This window comes from Mycobacterium sp. 663a-19 (genome assembly GCF_035616495.1).
In the GTDB taxonomy this organism is placed as follows: domain Bacteria; phylum Actinomycetota; class Actinomycetes; order Mycobacteriales; family Mycobacteriaceae; genus Mycobacterium.
In genome coordinates this window covers 99,185-113,768 of record NZ_JAPJAV010000009.1, presented here as the reverse complement: position 1 = coordinate 113,768, position 14,584 = coordinate 99,185, and the positions used below count along the sequence as shown (strand labels likewise).

Genomic DNA, 14,584 nt, shown 5'->3' with positions numbered 1-14,584 from the left:
GGCGCTCCTCGTTGTTCACCTAGTGATGGTGATGGTGGCCGTGCTCATCGTCCTCGTCGGCGGGCTTGTCGACGACGGCCGTCTCGGTGGTGAGCACCATCCGGGCCACCGACCCCGCGTTGAGCACCGCCGAGCGGGTGACCTTGACGGGATCGATCACGCCGTCGGCGAGCAGGTCGCCGTAGCTCAGCGTCTCCGCGTTCAGCCCCTGCCCGGCGGGCAGCTCGCTGACCTTGTTGACCGCGACGGCGCCGTCCAGCCCCGCGTTGGTGGCGATCCAGTACAGCGGTGCGGACAGCGCGTCGGAGAACACGTCGACGCCGATCGCCTCGTCGCCGCTCAGCGACGCGCGCAGCTCCGTCAGCTTCTTGCCGGCCTGGATGAGCGCCGACCCACCGCCGGCGACAATGCCCTCTTCGACGGCGGCCTTGGCGGCCGCGACGGCGTCCTCGACGCTTTCCTTGCGCTCCTTGAGCGCGGTCTCGGTGGCAGCCCCCACCTTGATGACGGCCACCCCGCCGGCCAGCTTGGCCAGCCGCTCCTGCAGCTTTTCGCGATCCCAGTCCGAGTCGCTCTTCTCGATCTCGGCGCGCAGCTGCTTGATGCGGTTGGCCACCGCGTCGGCCGAGCCGCCGCCCTCGACGATGATCGTGTCGTCCTTGCTGACCACGACGCGGCGGGCGGTGCCCAGCACCTCGGCGCCCACCTCGCGCAGCAGCAGGCCGGCGTCGGGATTGATCACCTGGCCGCCGGTGACCACCGCCAGGTCCTCGAGGAAGGCCTTGCGGCGGTCGCCGAAGAACGGCGCCTTGACGGCGACCGCCTTGAGCGTCTTGCGGATGGAGTTGACGACCAGCGTGGCCAGCGCCTCGCCCTCGACGTCCTCGGCGATGATCAGCAGCGGCTTGCCGGCCTCGGCGACCTTCTCGAGCATGGGCAGCAGGTCGGGCAGCGAGCTGATCTTCTCCTGGTGCAACAGGATCAGCGCGTCCTCGAGCACCGCCTCCTGGGAGTCGAAGTCGGTGACGAAATACGCCGACAGGAAGCCCTTGTCGAAGCCGACGCCCTCGGTGAACTCCAGCTCGGTGCTCAGCGTCGAGGATTCCTCGACGCTGACCACGCCGTCGTGGCCCACCTTCGTCATGGCCTCCCCGACCAGCTCGCCGATCTGCGCGTCGCGCGAGGAGACCGTCGCCACCTGTGCGATGCCGTCCTTGCCGGCCACCGGGGTGGCGGCGGCCAGCAGCGCCTCGGACACCGCGTCGGCGGCCTTGCCGATTCCGGCGCCCAGCGCGATCGGGTTGGCGCCGGCGGCGACCATGCGCAGGCCGCCCTTGACCAACGCCTGCGCGAGCACGGTGGCGGTGGTGGTGCCGTCGCCGGCGACGTCGTTGGTCTTGGTGGCCACCGACTTCACCAGCTGGGCGCCCAAATTCTCGAACGGGTCTTCCAGGTCGATCTCGCGCGCGACCGTGACGCCGTCGTTGGTGATCGCCGGCCCGCCAAATGCCTTGGCCAGCACCACATGCCGGCCACGCGGGCCCAGCGTCACGCGTACCGCGTCGGCGAGCTTGTCCACGCCGGCTTCCATGGCGCGGCGCGCGACTTCGTCGTACTCAATCAGCTTGCTCATCAAGGCTCCCCTTCGACGCATGCCGCCCCGGAAATCACCCGCAATTCAGACGGGGATCGCCGGGGCGGTACACGGTTCTTTACTTGGATACGACGGCCAGCACGTCGCGTGCCGACAGGATGAGGTATTCCTCGCCGTTGTACTTGATCTCGGTGCCGCCGTACTTGCTGTAGATGACGGTGTCACCCTCCGACACGTCCAGCGGGATCCGCTTCTCGCCGTCCTCGTCCCAGCGACCGGGGCCGACGGCGACGACGGTGCCTTCCTGCGGCTTCTCCTTGGCGGTGTCAGGAATGACCAGACCGGACGCGGTCGTGGTCTCGGCCTCGTTGGCCTGCACGAGAATCTTGTCCTCGAGTGGCTTGATGTTCACCTTCGCCACGATTGGAGCCCTCCACTATTTGGGTCGGGTCCGGGACTGCCCGGACCGGAGTTGGCGGTCGGTCCGGGGCTTGCCCCGAACCGTCCGAATTGTCAGGTGATTCGGCATCCGTCCGTACCCTCGCGCCGTCGTCGCGGGTGCCGACACGGGGGCTTGGCCGGGTTGCCACCTAGCACTCTATACATGAGAGTGCTAGCACTCAAGGGCGCCCCGCTGCTTCCCGCGCGTTGACGGCCCCCGCTCAGCTCACCTGCCCCTTTACCACCGGCAGCCCCGGGTCGCTGGCCACGTCCAGCGGCGAGGGTGACGCGCCGGCGGCCACCAGGTGCGCGGCGAACGCGGCGATCATCGCCCCGTTGTCGGTGCACAGCCGCGGCCTGGGGATCCGGAGCGTCAGGCCCGCCGCCGCGCAGCGCTGCGTGGCCAGCTCACGCAGCCGCGAGTTCGCGGCCACGCCCCCCGCGATCAGCAGGGTCGAGACGCCGAGCCCGGTCGCCGCCCGCACCGCCTTCATGGTCAGCACGTCGGCGACGGCCTCCTGGAACCCGGCGGCGATGTCGGCGGTCGCGGCGTCGGGATGGCTTTCCACGTATCGCGCGACGGCGGTCTTGAGCCCGGAGAAGCTGAACGCGTGCGGGTCGTCGGCCGGGCCGGTCATGCCGCGCGGGAAGGCGATGGCCTCCCGGTCGCCGGTGCGCGCCAGGTCGTCGAGCACCTTGCCGCCGGGATAGCCCAGGCCCAGCAGCCGCGCCACCTTGTCGTAGGCCTCGCCGGCGGCGTCATCGACGGTGCTGCCCAGCTCGACGATCGGCTCGCCGAGCGAACGCACGTGCAGCAGATGCGTGTGCCCGCCGGACACCAGCAGCGCCACGCACTCCGGGAGCGGCCCGTGTTCGTACACGTCGGCGGCCAGGTGCCCGCCCAGGTGGTTGACGGCGTAGAACGGCACGCCCCACGCGGCCGAATACGCCTTGGCCGCGGCCACTCCCACCAGCAAGGCGCCGGCCAGCCCGGGCCCGATGGTGGCGGCGACGACGTCGGGCCGGTTCACGCCGGCCGTGGCCAGCGCGCGCCGCATGGCCGGACCGAGCGCTTCCAGGTGCGCACGGGAGGCGATCTCGGGCACCACGCCACCGAACCGGACGTGCTCGTCGACGCTGGACGCCACCTCGTCGGCCAACAGCGTCACGGTCCCGTCGGCATCCAGCCGGGCGATGCCGACTCCCGTTTCGTCGCAAGAGGTTTCGATGGCCAGGATGGTCGTCACTGAGGCTCCCTCCGCATCGTGTACGCATCGGCTCCGCTGACCCGGTAGTAGCGGCGGCGCAGGCCGACACGGGCGAAACCGACGCTGCGGTACAGCGCGATGGCCGCCTCGTTGTCGGTGCGCACCTCCAGATAGACCACGCCCCCGTCGGCGAAACTCAGCAACTCGTCGAGCAGCCGACGGCCGATGCCCTGCCCCTGAAACGCCGGGTCCACGCCGATGGTGTGCACCTCGTATTCGTACGGCGGTTTGCGGCCCAACCTGGAGATGCCCGCGTAGCCCACCAGCTCGCCGGCGACGCGCGCGGCCACGTAGTGGTTGTGCGGGCCGGCCAGTTCGCGGTTGAACGCCACCGCCGGCCACGGGTCGTCACCGTCGAACAGCTGCGCCTCCAGCTCGGCGCAGCGCTCGGCGTCGGCCAGTGTCAACGCGCCGATGGTCACGGGCTCGCTGCGGGCGGTCATCGCCCGGCCGCCAATGGCTTCGCGTCGGGGCGGCGCAGGTACAGGGCCACCAGCGGGAGCGGGGGCTCCGACCAGTCGGGAACCGCGGCCACCAGGCCGGCCGCCGTCGGGTGGGCGGGCTCGATCAGCGGCAGGCCGAACAGCGCGGCGTGCTCGGGCGAGCCGGCGACCGCCGCGGCGGGGCCGGGGTCGACGTCGGCGGGGGCGTTGACTCCCGGTCCCGCCATGCGGAATCCGTCGCGGTAGCGGGCCCAGTAGACCTCGCGGCGGCGGGCGTCGGTGACCACCAGGACGTCGCCGCCGGTGCGCACGCCGATGGCGTCCAGGCTGCACACCCCGCGCACCGGGATGCCCAGCGCGTGCCCGTACGCGGCGGCGGTCGCCATCCCGGCGCGCAGGCCGGTGAACGGGCCGGGCCCGCAGCCCACCACAACGGCGTCGAGGTCGGCCATCCTCAGCCCGGCGTCGTCCAGAGCGGCCAGCACGTTGGGGGTCAGCCGCTCGGCGTGCGCCCGGGGGTCGAGGGTGACCCGCTCGGCCAGCACCTGATCGGGCAACCGCACGAGGCCGGCCGTCACGGCCGGGGTCGAAGTGTCCAGGGCGAGAACCAGATTCATGAGCGGTTCCACTCCCAGGTCGCGATCCGCGCGTCGGAGTGGCCGACCCGCTCCAGCCGGACGTCGAGGTGCCGCTCGGAGAGGCGTTCGGCCAGGCCCTCGCCCCACTCCACCACAACGACGGCGTCGTCGAGATCGGTGTCGAGGTCCAGCGAGTCGAGCTCGCCGAGCAGGTCCGCGCCCCGACGGTCCAGCAGCCGGTAGAAGTCGACGTGGATCATCGCCGGCGCGCCGGGCCGCCGCGGCGGGTGCACCCGCGCCAGCACGTACGTCGGCGAGATGACCGGGCCGTCGACATCCATCGCCGCGGCAATCCCCTTGGCCAGCACCGTCTTTCCGGCGCCGAGCGGACCCGACAGCACCACCACGTCGCCGGCGCGCAGCTGCTCGCCCAACCGCGAGCCCAGGGCCAGGGTGTCCTCGACGCGCTCGCAGGTGGCCGTGCCCTGCTCACGCACGGCGCCGCAACCTTTCCCGCAGCCTTTCCCGCAGGCGCCGGTAGCGCAGGACGATCCTGCTCGGCGTGGCCCGGTGGACCAGCCGGATCAGGCCGTCGTTGATCGCCTCGGGCTTGTCCAGCAGCGCCAGGTGGCTGGCCCCGGTGACGATGACCAGCTCGGATCGCGGCAGCGAGGCCGCCATCTTCCTCGAGTACTCGTCCGGGGTGATCAGGTCGTGGTCGCCGCAGGCGATCAGCGTCGGGACGCGCAGCAGCGTCCACAGCCCGGCGGTCTCGTCGTGCACCTCCAGCGCGCGCAGAAAACCCACCAGGGTCGCGATGGGGGTGCCGTTCATCATGCACTGGGAGAACGCGTCCAGGCTTCGGCTGACGTGCAGGTCGCTGTAGGACGCGGCCCGTAGGACCGGCGCGATCAGCGAGCGCGACACGTTGCGGCCGCGGTGCGTCAGCTTGGGGGCGGACCGGGCGGTGAACCGAAGCGCTTCCACCGCAGGGTTTTTCAGGATCTCGCCCAGCGGGGAGCGGGTAACCCCTTCGGCGGCGGAGGAAATCAGCGCCGCACCGACGATCATCCGCCCGTACTGCTCGGGGTACTGCCGGGCGTGCGACAACACCGTCATCCCGCCCATCGAATGCCCGACCAACACGATCGCCCCGCGCGGCGCGGCCTCCGTCAGCACGCATTCCAGGTCCTGGCCCAACTGGGTCAGCGTGTACGTCTCGGGGTCGGCTTCGCCGGAGCGGCCGTGCCCGCGCTGGTCGTAGAACACCATGCGCACCCTGTGTCCCCACTTCTCGGCGAGCCGGGTCCGCTGAAAGTAGAAGGCGCCCATGCGCAGACAGAAGCCATGAACGAAGACCATGGTCACCGGCGCGTCGACGGGGCCGACCTCGCGCACCGCCAGCGGCACCCCGTCGGGCGTAATCACCACGTAGCTGCGGTCGCTGTCTATCCTCTCGAAATCCTCTTCGGCGTAAGGGTCTTCGACAGCCGCGGCCCGCTGGATCATCGAGCGGCGGGCCGAGGCCCCGACGATGCCGGCGACCGCCGTCAGCCCCGTGCCTCCCGCAAGCCACGCCCGCTCCCGGCGGCGCCTGCGGGTTTTCTCATCGCTCAACGGTTCCGGCCTCGCGATAGGTCCTGGTGATGCGGCCCCGGGGACTGGTGACCACCTCGTAGTGGATGGTGCCGAGCAGGTCGGCCCAGTCCTGGGCGGTGGGTTCGCCGCTGCCGCCGGGGCCGAACAGGATGGCCTCGTCGCCCTCGGCGACGTCGGTCGGTCCGGGACCGAGGTCGACGAGGAACTGGTCCATGCAGATCCGCCCGACGCCGGGGCGCCGCCTGCCGTTGATCAGCACGTCCAGCCGTCCGCCCAGCGAGCGGAAGACACCGTCGGCGTAGCCGATCGGCATCAGCGCCAGGGTGGTGTCGCGGTCGGCGATCCAGGTGTGCCCGTACGACACGCCCTCGCCGGCCCGGATCGACTTCACCAGCGCAACAGCGCATTTCACCGTCATCGCCGGGATCAACCCCATGTCGCCGAGCTGCGGCACGGGGCTCAGGCCGTAGACCGCGATACCGGGCCGCACCATGTCGAAGGCCAGGTCGGGGCGCGACAGGGTGGACGACGAATTCGCCAGGTGCGCAACCTCGAATCGCAGCCCCGCCTCGCGCGCCTGCGCCAGCATCTCGGAAAAGCGTTGGGCCTGAACGTCGTTGATGGGATTGTCGGGTTGGTCGGCGTAAACCATGTGCGACATCAGCCCGCGCGGCCGGACGGCGTCCTGCGCGACGGCCTGGCGCAGCGCGGCCAGCAACGCCGGGTATTGCGCGGGGGCGACGCCGTTGCGGTTCAGGCCGGTGTCCACCTTGACGGTCACCGTCGCCGTGCGGCCGGTCCGGCGCACCGCGTCGAGCAGCTCGTCGAGCTGGCGCGCCGAGGACACGGCGATCTCGACGTCGGCCAGCAGCGCGGGCCCGAAGTCGAGCCCGGGCGGATGCAGCCAGGCCAGCACGGGCGCGGTGATCCCGTCGGCGCGCAGCGCCAGCGCCTCGTCGACGGTGGCGACGCCGAGTTCGGTCGCCCCGGCGGCCAGCGCGGCGCGGGCGACCCGGGTGGCCCCGTGGCCGTAGCCGTCGGCCTTGACGACGGCCATCAGCTGCGCGTTGCCGGCGTGCTCGCGCAGCACCCGCACGTTGTGCTCGACGGCGCCCAGGTCCACCACGGCCTCGGCGAGCACGCCGGGAATCAGGGATATCGGCGTAACGGCGGGCCCCTTCATGGCCGTCATTCTCCCAGAAGCGCGGGCGTGCCCTCCCCCAGCGCCCAACGCGCCGCCGGCGCCCAGGGCTCAGTGCGCGAAGTGCTGAGCCTCGTAATGCCCGCCCGGCTTGAGCTTGTCCAGCGTGGTCAGCGCCGTGACGGCATCGTCGTGCAGGGCCCGGGCCAGGTCGGCGGAGAGTCCCTCGCGCACCACGATGCGCAGCACCGAGACGTCGGTGGCGTTGTCCGGCATGGTGTAGGCGGGCACCTGCCAGCCGAAGGTCCGCAGCTCGTGGGAGACGTCGAACTCCGTGTAGCCGCGGTCCTTGGCCAACCGGAAGGCGACCACCGGGATCGCCGACCCGTCCGAGACCAGCTCGCAGTGGTCGCTGACCCGGAGCTGCTCGGCCAGCCAGCGCGCCGTCTCGGACAGGGCCTGCATGACCTTGGTGTAGCCCTCCCGGCCCAGCCGCAGGAAGTTGTAGTACTGCCCCACCACCTGGTTGCCGGGGCGGGAGAAGTTCAGCGTGAACGTCGGCATGTCGCCGCCCAGGTAGTTGACCCGGAAGACCAGCTCGTCGGGCAGGTATTCCTTGCTGCGCCAGACGACGAACCCGACGCCGGGATACGTCAGCCCGTACTTGTGGCCGCTGACGTTGATCGACACCACGCGGGGCAGCCGGAAGTCCCACTTGAGCGCCGGGTGCAGGAAGGGGACCACGAACCCGCCGCTGGCGGCGTCGACGTGCACCGGCACGTCCACACCGCCGCCGGCCGCCAGCTTGTCCAGGGCGCCGCAGATCTCGGCGACCGGTTCCAGCTCGCCGGTGTAGGTGGTGCCCAGGATCGCCACCACGCCGATGGTGTTCTCGTCGACGGCGTCGACGACCTGTTCCGGGGTGATGACGTAGCGGCCCTCCTCCATCGGCAGGTAGCGGGGCTCGACGTCGAAGTAGCGGCAGAACTTCTCCCAGACCACCTGGACGTTGGACCCCATCACCAGGTTGGGGGTCCGGCCCTTCCAGTCCTTGGTCTTCGCCCGCCACCGCCACTTCATGGCCAGCCCGCCCAGCATCACCGCCTCGCTGGAGCCGATGGTGGACACCCCGCACGCGCTGTAGGGGTCGTCGTCGCGCAGGTCGTCGGCGTGGAACAGGTCGGCCACCATGCACACGCAGCGCTGCTCGATGGCCGCGGTCGCCGGGTACTCGTCCTTGTCGATCATGTTCTTGTCGAACGTCTCGGCCATCAGCTTCCCGGCCTCGGGGTCCATCCAGGTGGTGACGAAGGTGGCCAGGTTCAGCCGGGAGCTGCCGTCGAGCATCAGCTCGTCGTGGATGAACCGGTAGGCGGCGTCGGGATCCATCGATTCATCCGGCATCCGCAGGGCCGGCACCGGCGCGGTGAACAGGCGGCCGGTGTAGGCGGGGGCGATCGCGTGCGCGGGCACGGACGGATGTTGTGGCACTGGGCGAATCCTTTCTGGGACTACAGGTCTGGGACTACAGGGTGGCCAGCGCGGTCCGGATGTGCGGGACGATGCGTGACGACGACGTCGGCGCCTCGCCCGGCCCCGGGTCGGCGGCCGACAGCGCCGCCGCGCGCGCGTGCACGAAGGCCGCCGCCGCGGCCGCCTCGACCGCCGGCAGCCCGGAGGCCAGCAGCGCGCCGATCATCCCGGACAGCACGTCGCCGGAGCCGGCGGTGGCGGCCCAGGACTGCCCGGCCGGGTTCAGGTAGACCGGGCCGCCGGGGTCGGCGACGATCGTGACGTTGCCCTTGAGCAGGACGGTGGCGCCCAGCGTGTCGGCCAGCTTGCGGGCGGCGCCCACCCGGTCGTCCCCGGGCGGATTGCCCGCCAGCCGGGCGAATTCGCCCGCGTGCGGGGTCAGCACGGTCGGCACCCCCCTTTCGGCCCGGTTGGCCACCAGGTCGGGGTGGGCGGACAGGATGGTCAGCCCGTCGGCGTCGACGATCACCGGCAGGTCGGTCTCCAGCGCGAACCACAACGCGGCGGCCCCGGCGTCGTCGGTGCCCAGTCCGGGCCCGACCACCCAGGCCTGCACCCGTCCGGCCGCGGCCGGGGTGGGCGACGCGATCACCTCGGGCCACTGCGCGAGCACCTCGCGGTGCGCGCTGCCGGCATAGCGGACCATCCCGGAGGTGGCCGCCACGGCCGCCCCGGTGCACAGCACGGCGGCGCCCGGGTAGGTCGACGAGCCGGCCATCACCCCCGTCACGCCCTGGCTGTACTTGTCGTCGTGGGGGCCGGGCACCGGCCAGCGCGCGGCCACGTCGGCGGCCTCGAAGCCCAGCACGTCGGTGCCCGGCAGGTCGAGCCCGATGTCGACAAGCCGGACCCGGCCGCAATCGGCCAGCGCGTGCACGGGTTTGAGCCCGCCAAAGGTGACGGTGAGCGCCGGGTGCACGGCGGGCCCGGTGATCGCCCCGGTCGCCACGTCGATCCCACTGGGACTGTCGACGGCGACCACCGGGATCTTGGCATCATCGACCGCGGCGAACACCCCGGCCGCGGCCGGCCGCAGCGGGCCCGAACCGGAGATGCCCACCACCCCGTCGATGACGAGATCGGTTGCGGCCGAGACGCTTTCCACGATGCGGCCGCCGGCCTTGCGGAACGCCGCCAGCCCCTTGCGGTGGGTGCGCTCCGGGTTGAGCAGCACCGCGTCGGCGGCCGCGCCACGACGACGCACGAAGGTCGCCGCCCACAGCGCGTCGCCGCCGTTGTCGCCCGACCCGACGACCGCGCAGACGCGGCGGCCGACGACCCCGCCGGTTCGGGTGGTCAACTCGCCGATGATCTCGGTGGCCAGGCCGAAGGCCGCGCGTCTCATCAGGGCGCCGTCGGGCAGGCTGGCCAGCAGCGGTGCCTCGGCGGCGCGGATCGCGTCAACGGAGTAGTAATGCCGCATCGAAGCCAGCTTTCCATGCCCGAGCGCGAACTACACGCGGCACTCGTCGATGGGTGGTGGGCCCGTCACCAACGGTTCAGGGTCGCGGCCCCGAGGTGCCCAGCGGGTCACCCACAAACTTGGCCGATCTGTCCGTGATTAGGGCTGGCCTCGCACTGGGCGATTTCGCGTTTGTAGAGGTCCTGCATGCGCTGGTATTCGGCCATGCACGCCTGGTAGGCAGCGGGATCGGTGATGCCGACACAAGGCTCGTGTGCTTGTGCCGATGGAGTGCAGAGGGGGGCCAGTGCTAGTGCGCATGCCGCCGATACGCCCACTATCGCCCGCTTCATCGGCTCTTCCCTTTTCCTGACTCCACATACAGTGTGGCACTTCTTGTGACGAAGGATCGTCACGATCCGGCGGCGTGGTCGGAGGGCCTGCCTGCCCCATGGATATGCCTGGCGCCTAAGGGGTTTCGTTACCAAGCGCACCTAGGATTCGCCGGAGCGGAGTCGCCGGAAGGCGGGTCTGATTTTCGCCGGATTCAGCTGGGGGCGCCTGCGCTCGCGCGCCATCGGATAGAAGCAGAGCCCGATCAGGATCGAGGCGAAGTGGCCGATCGCGGTGAAGTTCAGCTCGTGGTGGTTCATCGTGAGCAGCGGGAAGCCGAAGATGACGAACAGCACGCCGAGATAGCCCCAGCGCCAGGGCCGCGCGATGTGGTAGGTCAGCACGGCCATCACGCCGACCAGGAAATAGCTGACGCCGATGTCGCGCGCGTGCACCAGCCTTTCCGACGCCTCGTGTTCCTGGATCGCGTAGTAGAGGATGCCTTCGCTGACGTAGGTGGCCAGGATGTGGCAGCTCAATCCCACCGTGAGCCAGCGCAGTTGGCCCAGCCAGTGTTCGGCGGGCGCGAGGAACAGCGTGAACAGCAACAGGTACGGCTCCAGGTTCTTGCCGTCGATCCACAGCAGGCTGGAGAACAGCACGCCCAGCGGGTCGGTGCCCAGCTCGTGAATGTTGGTGGATCGGTGCAGCAACACGTGGTGCACTTCGCGCCCGGGAAGTTCGTTCTGCACGATCGTCGTGATCAGCAACACCAACAGCCAGCTGTAGGTCAGGGGGGCGCGGATGACGAAATGCCAGACCGCGAGCGCCATCCTGCGCAGTTGTGTCCCCGCCGATGCATTGGCCACGGCTCAACCTTTACATGCCCGGGCCTAAGGCACTGCCGCCTTCTCGGCTTCGGGCCGCAGATGCCGCCACCAGCACGCGATGTACAGCAGCATCGAGATCACCAGCACCACCAGCACCCACAGCACGATCGTGATGTCGACCCAGCCGCCGAACGGCGGCGAGCCGGGAAGCGCGTTTCTCAGCGGCACCACCGCGAACAGCATCGCCGCGTACCACGTCGTCATCGGCGGCTGAAACTTTCGCCGGTCGCGCACGGTCTGGACCGCGACGAACAGGCCCAGGCCGGCGATGGCGATGAGGACGCCGAGGATGACGACGCCGAACGCCCCCGCGCTGAGCGAGCGCCGCACGCTCACTCGATACGGGCCCTGACCGTTGGCGTCGGTGGTGTCGATCTCCCAACCCGAAAGGCGGTTGACGAAGGTTATCGGCACGCGCTGGACCGCGTTCTCGGAGTCGCCGCGCATGACCTCGATCTCGATCGGCCCCGAGCTGTAGCGATCGAACGGCCACTCGTTGATCTCGCCGGCCAGGGTCAGCGGCACCGGGAACATGCCGGGAAGCATGCCCTTCAGCCATGTCCGGCGAGTGGGCGTGGCCACGGACCGGACTCGAAGGCCCAGGTCTTCCTTGAGGTGGTGGGTTTGCGGATCCAACAGGTCGGACCCGGGCGAGAAGATCAGGTTGGCGTTCAGCACCGTGTAGTTCGACTGGATGTCTTCGACATTCAACGTCACCGAGGTCTGATCGCCCGCGGGCTGGGTTCCGGCCTGACGGTGGCCGGCCGTGCCGCTGCTGGCGTACATGGCGACCGACGCGACGTAGGCGGCGACGACGGCCACGATGAGGGCGACGACGGCGAAAGTCATGGACGACGGCCTGGGACGCAAGCGATCCGCCGACAAGGATGCCTCCCCTAACTAGCTATCTGCACGAATTGCGGCCCGGCCAGCGATTGTAAAACCGGGAGAAGAGGGCCCGAGGCGATACAGCCGAAACGGACTATTCGACGGTGACTGACTTGGCCAGGTTTCGCGGCTTGTCCACGTCGTAACCGCGGGCCTGCGCCACCGCCGCGGCGAACACCTGCAGCGGGATGGTCGACAGCAACGGCTGCAACAGCGTTGACACCGAAGGGATTTCGATCAGGTGGTCGGCGTAGGGGCGCACGGTGTCGTCACCCTCCTCGGCGATCACGATCGTCACCGCGCCGCGAGACTGGATCTCGCGGATGTTGGACAGCAGCTTGGCGTGCAGCGTCGCCGACCCCTTGGGCGAGGGCATGACCACGATGACGGGCAGATCGTCCTCGATCAACGCGATCGGGCCGTGCTTGAGCTCGCCGGCCGCGAACCCCTCGGCGTGCATGTAGGCCAGCTCCTTGAGCTTCAGCGCGCCTTCCAGCGCCACCGGGTAGCCGACGTGGCGACCCAGGAACAGCACGGTCGGGCACTGGGCGAACCGATAGCCCAGGGCGGCCACCGGTTCGGCCGTGGCGAGCACCCGCGCCACCAGATCGGGCATCGCCTCCAGCTCCCGGTACTCCCGCTCGACCTCGTCGGGGTACTTGGTGCCGCGGGCCTGCGCCAGCGCCAGGCCGACGAGATAGTTGGCGGCGATCTGCGCCAGGAACGTCTTGGTCGACGCCACGCCGATCTCCGGGCCGGCGCGGGTGTAGAGCACCGCGTCGCATTCGCGGGGGATCTGCGAGCCGTTGGTGTTGCAGATCGCCAGCACCTTGGCCTTCTGATCCTTGGCGTGCCGGACGGCTTCCAGGGTGTCGGCGGTCTCGCCGGACTGCGAGATGGCCACCACCAGCGTGCTGCGGTCCAAAACCGGGTCCCGGTAACGGAATTCGCTGGCGAGCTCCACCTCCACCGGCAGCCGCGTCCAGTGCTCGATCGCGTACTTCGCCAGCAGCCCGGAGTGGTACGCGGTGCCGCAGGCGACGACGAACACCTTGTCGATCTCGCGCAGTTCCTGGTCGGACAGTCGCTGCTCGTCGAGCACGATCCGGCCGTCGACGAAATGGCCGAGCAGAGTGTCGGCGACCGCGCTGGGCTGCTCGGCGATCTCCTTGAGCATGAAGAACTCGTAGCCGCCCTTTTCCGCGGCGGACAGGTCCCAGTCGATGTAGAACTCGCGGTACGCCCCGGGCTCCAGGTCTTCGTTGCCGTGGAAGTCGGTGATCCGGTAGCCGTCGGCGGTGAGCACGACGGCCTGGTCCTGGCCGAGTTCGACGGCGTTGCGGGTGTGGGTGATGAAGGCGGCCACGTCGGATCCGACGAACATCTCGCCGTCCCCCACCCCGATCACCAGCGGTGTCGACCGGCGGGCGGCGACGATGGTGCCGGGCTCGTCGGCGTTGGCGAAGACCAGGGTGAAGTGGCCCTCCAACCGGCGCAGCACCGCCAGCACGGAGGCCACGAAATCGCCGGCCGTTTCGCCGTTGCGGTAGGCCTGCGAAACGAGGTGCACCGCGACTTCGGTGTCGGTGTCGCTGGAGAATTCCACGCCGGCGCCCTCAAGTTCGTGGCGCAGGGTGGCGTAGTTCTCGATGATGCCGTTGTGGACGACGGCGATCTTGCCGGCGGCGTCGCGGTGCGGGTGCGCGTTGCGGTCGGTGGGCCGGCCGTGGGTCGCCCAGCGGGTGTGGCCCAGCCCGGTGGTGCCGGCCAGCGACTCCGGGGGCGTCTCGGCCAGCGCCTCGTCAAGGTTGGCCAGCCGGCCGGCCCGGCGGCGCACGGTGAGTTTGCCCTTGCCGTCGAGCAGTGCGATTCCCGAGGAGTCGTAGCCGCGATACTCCATGCGGCGCAGTGCGTCCATGACGACGTCGAGGGCAGGACGCTGCCCCACGTAGCCGACGATTCCGCACATCCTGCACAGGGTAGTGGAGCCGCCGGGGCGGTCCCAGCAGGGCGGGACGGCGGGCCGCTGACCTGCGCAGACGTGCCCCGAGGGCCGGGGCGCGGGGCGCGGCCCTCGACGAAACGCCGTCGGTCCCGGACCCGAACGGCGTGAATTCGTCACTTTATGTATTTCCGACGTTTCCTACCGCTTCATCAATCGCGCGTGGCGCGCACCTAAACTTCGGGACATCGGCCACCGGAAAGGAAAGTCCACCAGCGAATAACGCTGCTGCACAATGGTTTTGCCGCAGCCGCCTTTCAGCCGACATCAACGACCTCAATTCGACTTCCACGCGCAATCTTCTAGGAGCGAATAATGACTGCTGTTCTCTGCGACGATGTGGCGGCGACGCGCGCGCCGATCGGTGGGGGCGACCCGGTGGTGGACGCGGCCGCCGGTTTGCTGAGCATCCCGCTGCGCCAGGTGTACGCGGCGCTGTGGCGGCTCGGGCTGATCGAGGTGCGCTAACGTC

The 14,584-nt window shown here is 70.1% G+C and carries 13 protein-coding genes and 1 pseudogene; 1 reads left to right on the top strand and 13 read right to left on the bottom strand.

The window, feature by feature from the left end; all coding sequences use genetic code 11:
- Positions 1-19: 19 nt before the first annotated feature.
- From groL to glmS, 13 genes are all read right to left on the bottom strand, one after another.
- Positions 20-1,633, bottom strand: coding sequence for a chaperonin GroEL (gene groL / locus OQ968_RS17360; protein ID WP_324680048.1), 1,614 nt, complete (start codon positions 1,631-1,633; stop codon positions 20-22).
- Between the two features lie 79 nt (positions 1,634-1,712).
- Positions 1,713-2,015 (bottom strand): co-chaperone GroES, encoded by a 303-nt coding sequence (groES, locus tag OQ968_RS17355; protein ID WP_007167930.1) that lies wholly within the window; start codon positions 2,013-2,015, stop codon positions 1,713-1,715.
- A 241-nt stretch (positions 2,016-2,256) separates the two neighbouring features.
- Complete coding sequence (gene tsaD, locus OQ968_RS17350; RefSeq protein ID WP_324680045.1) at positions 2,257-3,282, bottom strand: tRNA (adenosine(37)-N6)-threonylcarbamoyltransferase complex transferase subunit TsaD; 1,026 nt, start codon at positions 3,280-3,282, stop codon at positions 2,257-2,259.
- Positions 3,279-3,746 carry a ribosomal protein S18-alanine N-acetyltransferase gene (rimI, locus tag OQ968_RS17345; RefSeq protein ID WP_324680043.1) on the bottom strand — a complete coding sequence of 156 codons (468 nt, stop codon included), beginning with the start codon at positions 3,744-3,746 and terminating at the stop codon, positions 3,279-3,281. Before rimI ends, tsaD begins: the two co-directional genes overlap by 4 nt.
- Positions 3,743-4,363 (bottom strand): tRNA (adenosine(37)-N6)-threonylcarbamoyltransferase complex dimerization subunit type 1 TsaB, encoded by a 621-nt coding sequence (gene tsaB, locus OQ968_RS17340; protein ID WP_324680041.1) that lies wholly within the window; start codon positions 4,361-4,363, stop codon positions 3,743-3,745. The genes rimI and tsaB overlap by 4 nt, the downstream gene beginning before the upstream one ends.
- Entirely contained in the window at positions 4,360-4,821 is a 462-nt protein-coding gene (gene tsaE, locus OQ968_RS17335; protein WP_324680038.1) for a tRNA (adenosine(37)-N6)-threonylcarbamoyltransferase complex ATPase subunit type 1 TsaE, read from the bottom strand. The genes tsaB and tsaE overlap by 4 nt, the downstream gene beginning before the upstream one ends.
- Positions 4,814-5,878, bottom strand: a complete 1,065-nt coding sequence (locus tag OQ968_RS17330) for an alpha/beta hydrolase (RefSeq protein ID WP_324680215.1) — start codon at positions 5,876-5,878, stop codon at positions 4,814-4,816. Before OQ968_RS17330 ends, tsaE begins: the two co-directional genes overlap by 8 nt.
- Before the next feature lie 52 nt (positions 5,879-5,930).
- Positions 5,931-7,106, bottom strand: a complete 1,176-nt coding sequence (gene alr / locus OQ968_RS17325) for an alanine racemase (protein ID WP_324680036.1) — start codon at positions 7,104-7,106, stop codon at positions 5,931-5,933.
- Positions 7,107-7,175: 69 nt separating this feature from the next.
- Entirely contained in the window at positions 7,176-8,555 is a 1,380-nt protein-coding gene (locus tag OQ968_RS17320; protein WP_324680034.1) for a glutamate decarboxylase, read from the bottom strand.
- A 34-nt stretch (positions 8,556-8,589) separates the two neighbouring features.
- Complete coding sequence (locus OQ968_RS17315) at positions 8,590-10,020, bottom strand: NAD(P)H-hydrate dehydratase (protein WP_324680032.1); 1,431 nt, start codon at positions 10,018-10,020, stop codon at positions 8,590-8,592.
- Between the two features lie 473 nt (positions 10,021-10,493).
- A complete protein-coding gene (locus tag OQ968_RS17310; protein WP_324680030.1) occupies positions 10,494-11,201 on the bottom strand; it encodes a rhomboid-like protein in 708 nt (235 codons plus the stop codon).
- Between the two features lie 24 nt (positions 11,202-11,225).
- Positions 11,226-12,071 (bottom strand): DUF4436 domain-containing protein, encoded by an 846-nt coding sequence (locus OQ968_RS17305; RefSeq protein ID WP_324680028.1) that lies wholly within the window; start codon positions 12,069-12,071, stop codon positions 11,226-11,228.
- A 133-nt stretch (positions 12,072-12,204) separates the two neighbouring features.
- Positions 12,205-14,079, bottom strand: a complete 1,875-nt coding sequence (glmS, locus tag OQ968_RS17300; protein ID WP_324680026.1) for a glutamine--fructose-6-phosphate transaminase (isomerizing) — start codon at positions 14,077-14,079, stop codon at positions 12,205-12,207.
- A gap of 390 nt (positions 14,080-14,469) precedes the next feature.
- On the opposite strand from glmS, the pseudogene OQ968_RS17295 reads away from it, so the two are divergent.
- Positions 14,470-14,580 (top strand): annotated as a pseudogene (locus OQ968_RS17295) (Rv1535 family protein); the annotation flags it as partial.
- Between the last annotated feature and the right edge of the window lie 4 nt (positions 14,581-14,584).

Bases quoted from the DNA above. Each gene is read 5' to 3' on its own strand.
- OQ968_RS17315 (WP_324680032.1), bottom strand. From the start codon at position 10,020: ATGCGGCATTACTACTCCGTTGACGCGATCCGCGCCGCCGAGGCACCG.
- groL (WP_324680048.1), bottom strand. From the start codon at position 1,633: ATGAGCAAGCTGATTGAGTACGACGAAGTCGCGCGCCGCGCCATGGAA.
- rimI (WP_324680043.1), bottom strand. From the start codon at position 3,746: ATGACCGCCCGCAGCGAGCCCGTGACCATCGGCGCGTTGACACTGGCC.
- glmS (WP_324680026.1), bottom strand. From the start codon at position 14,079: ATGTGCGGAATCGTCGGCTACGTGGGGCAGCGTCCTGCCCTCGACGTC.
- alr (WP_324680036.1), bottom strand. From the start codon at position 7,106: ATGAAGGGGCCCGCCGTTACGCCGATATCCCTGATTCCCGGCGTGCTC.
- OQ968_RS17305 (WP_324680028.1), bottom strand. From the start codon at position 12,071: ATGACTTTCGCCGTCGTCGCCCTCATCGTGGCCGTCGTCGCCGCCTAC.
- tsaB (WP_324680041.1), bottom strand. From the start codon at position 4,363: ATGAATCTGGTTCTCGCCCTGGACACTTCGACCCCGGCCGTGACGGCC.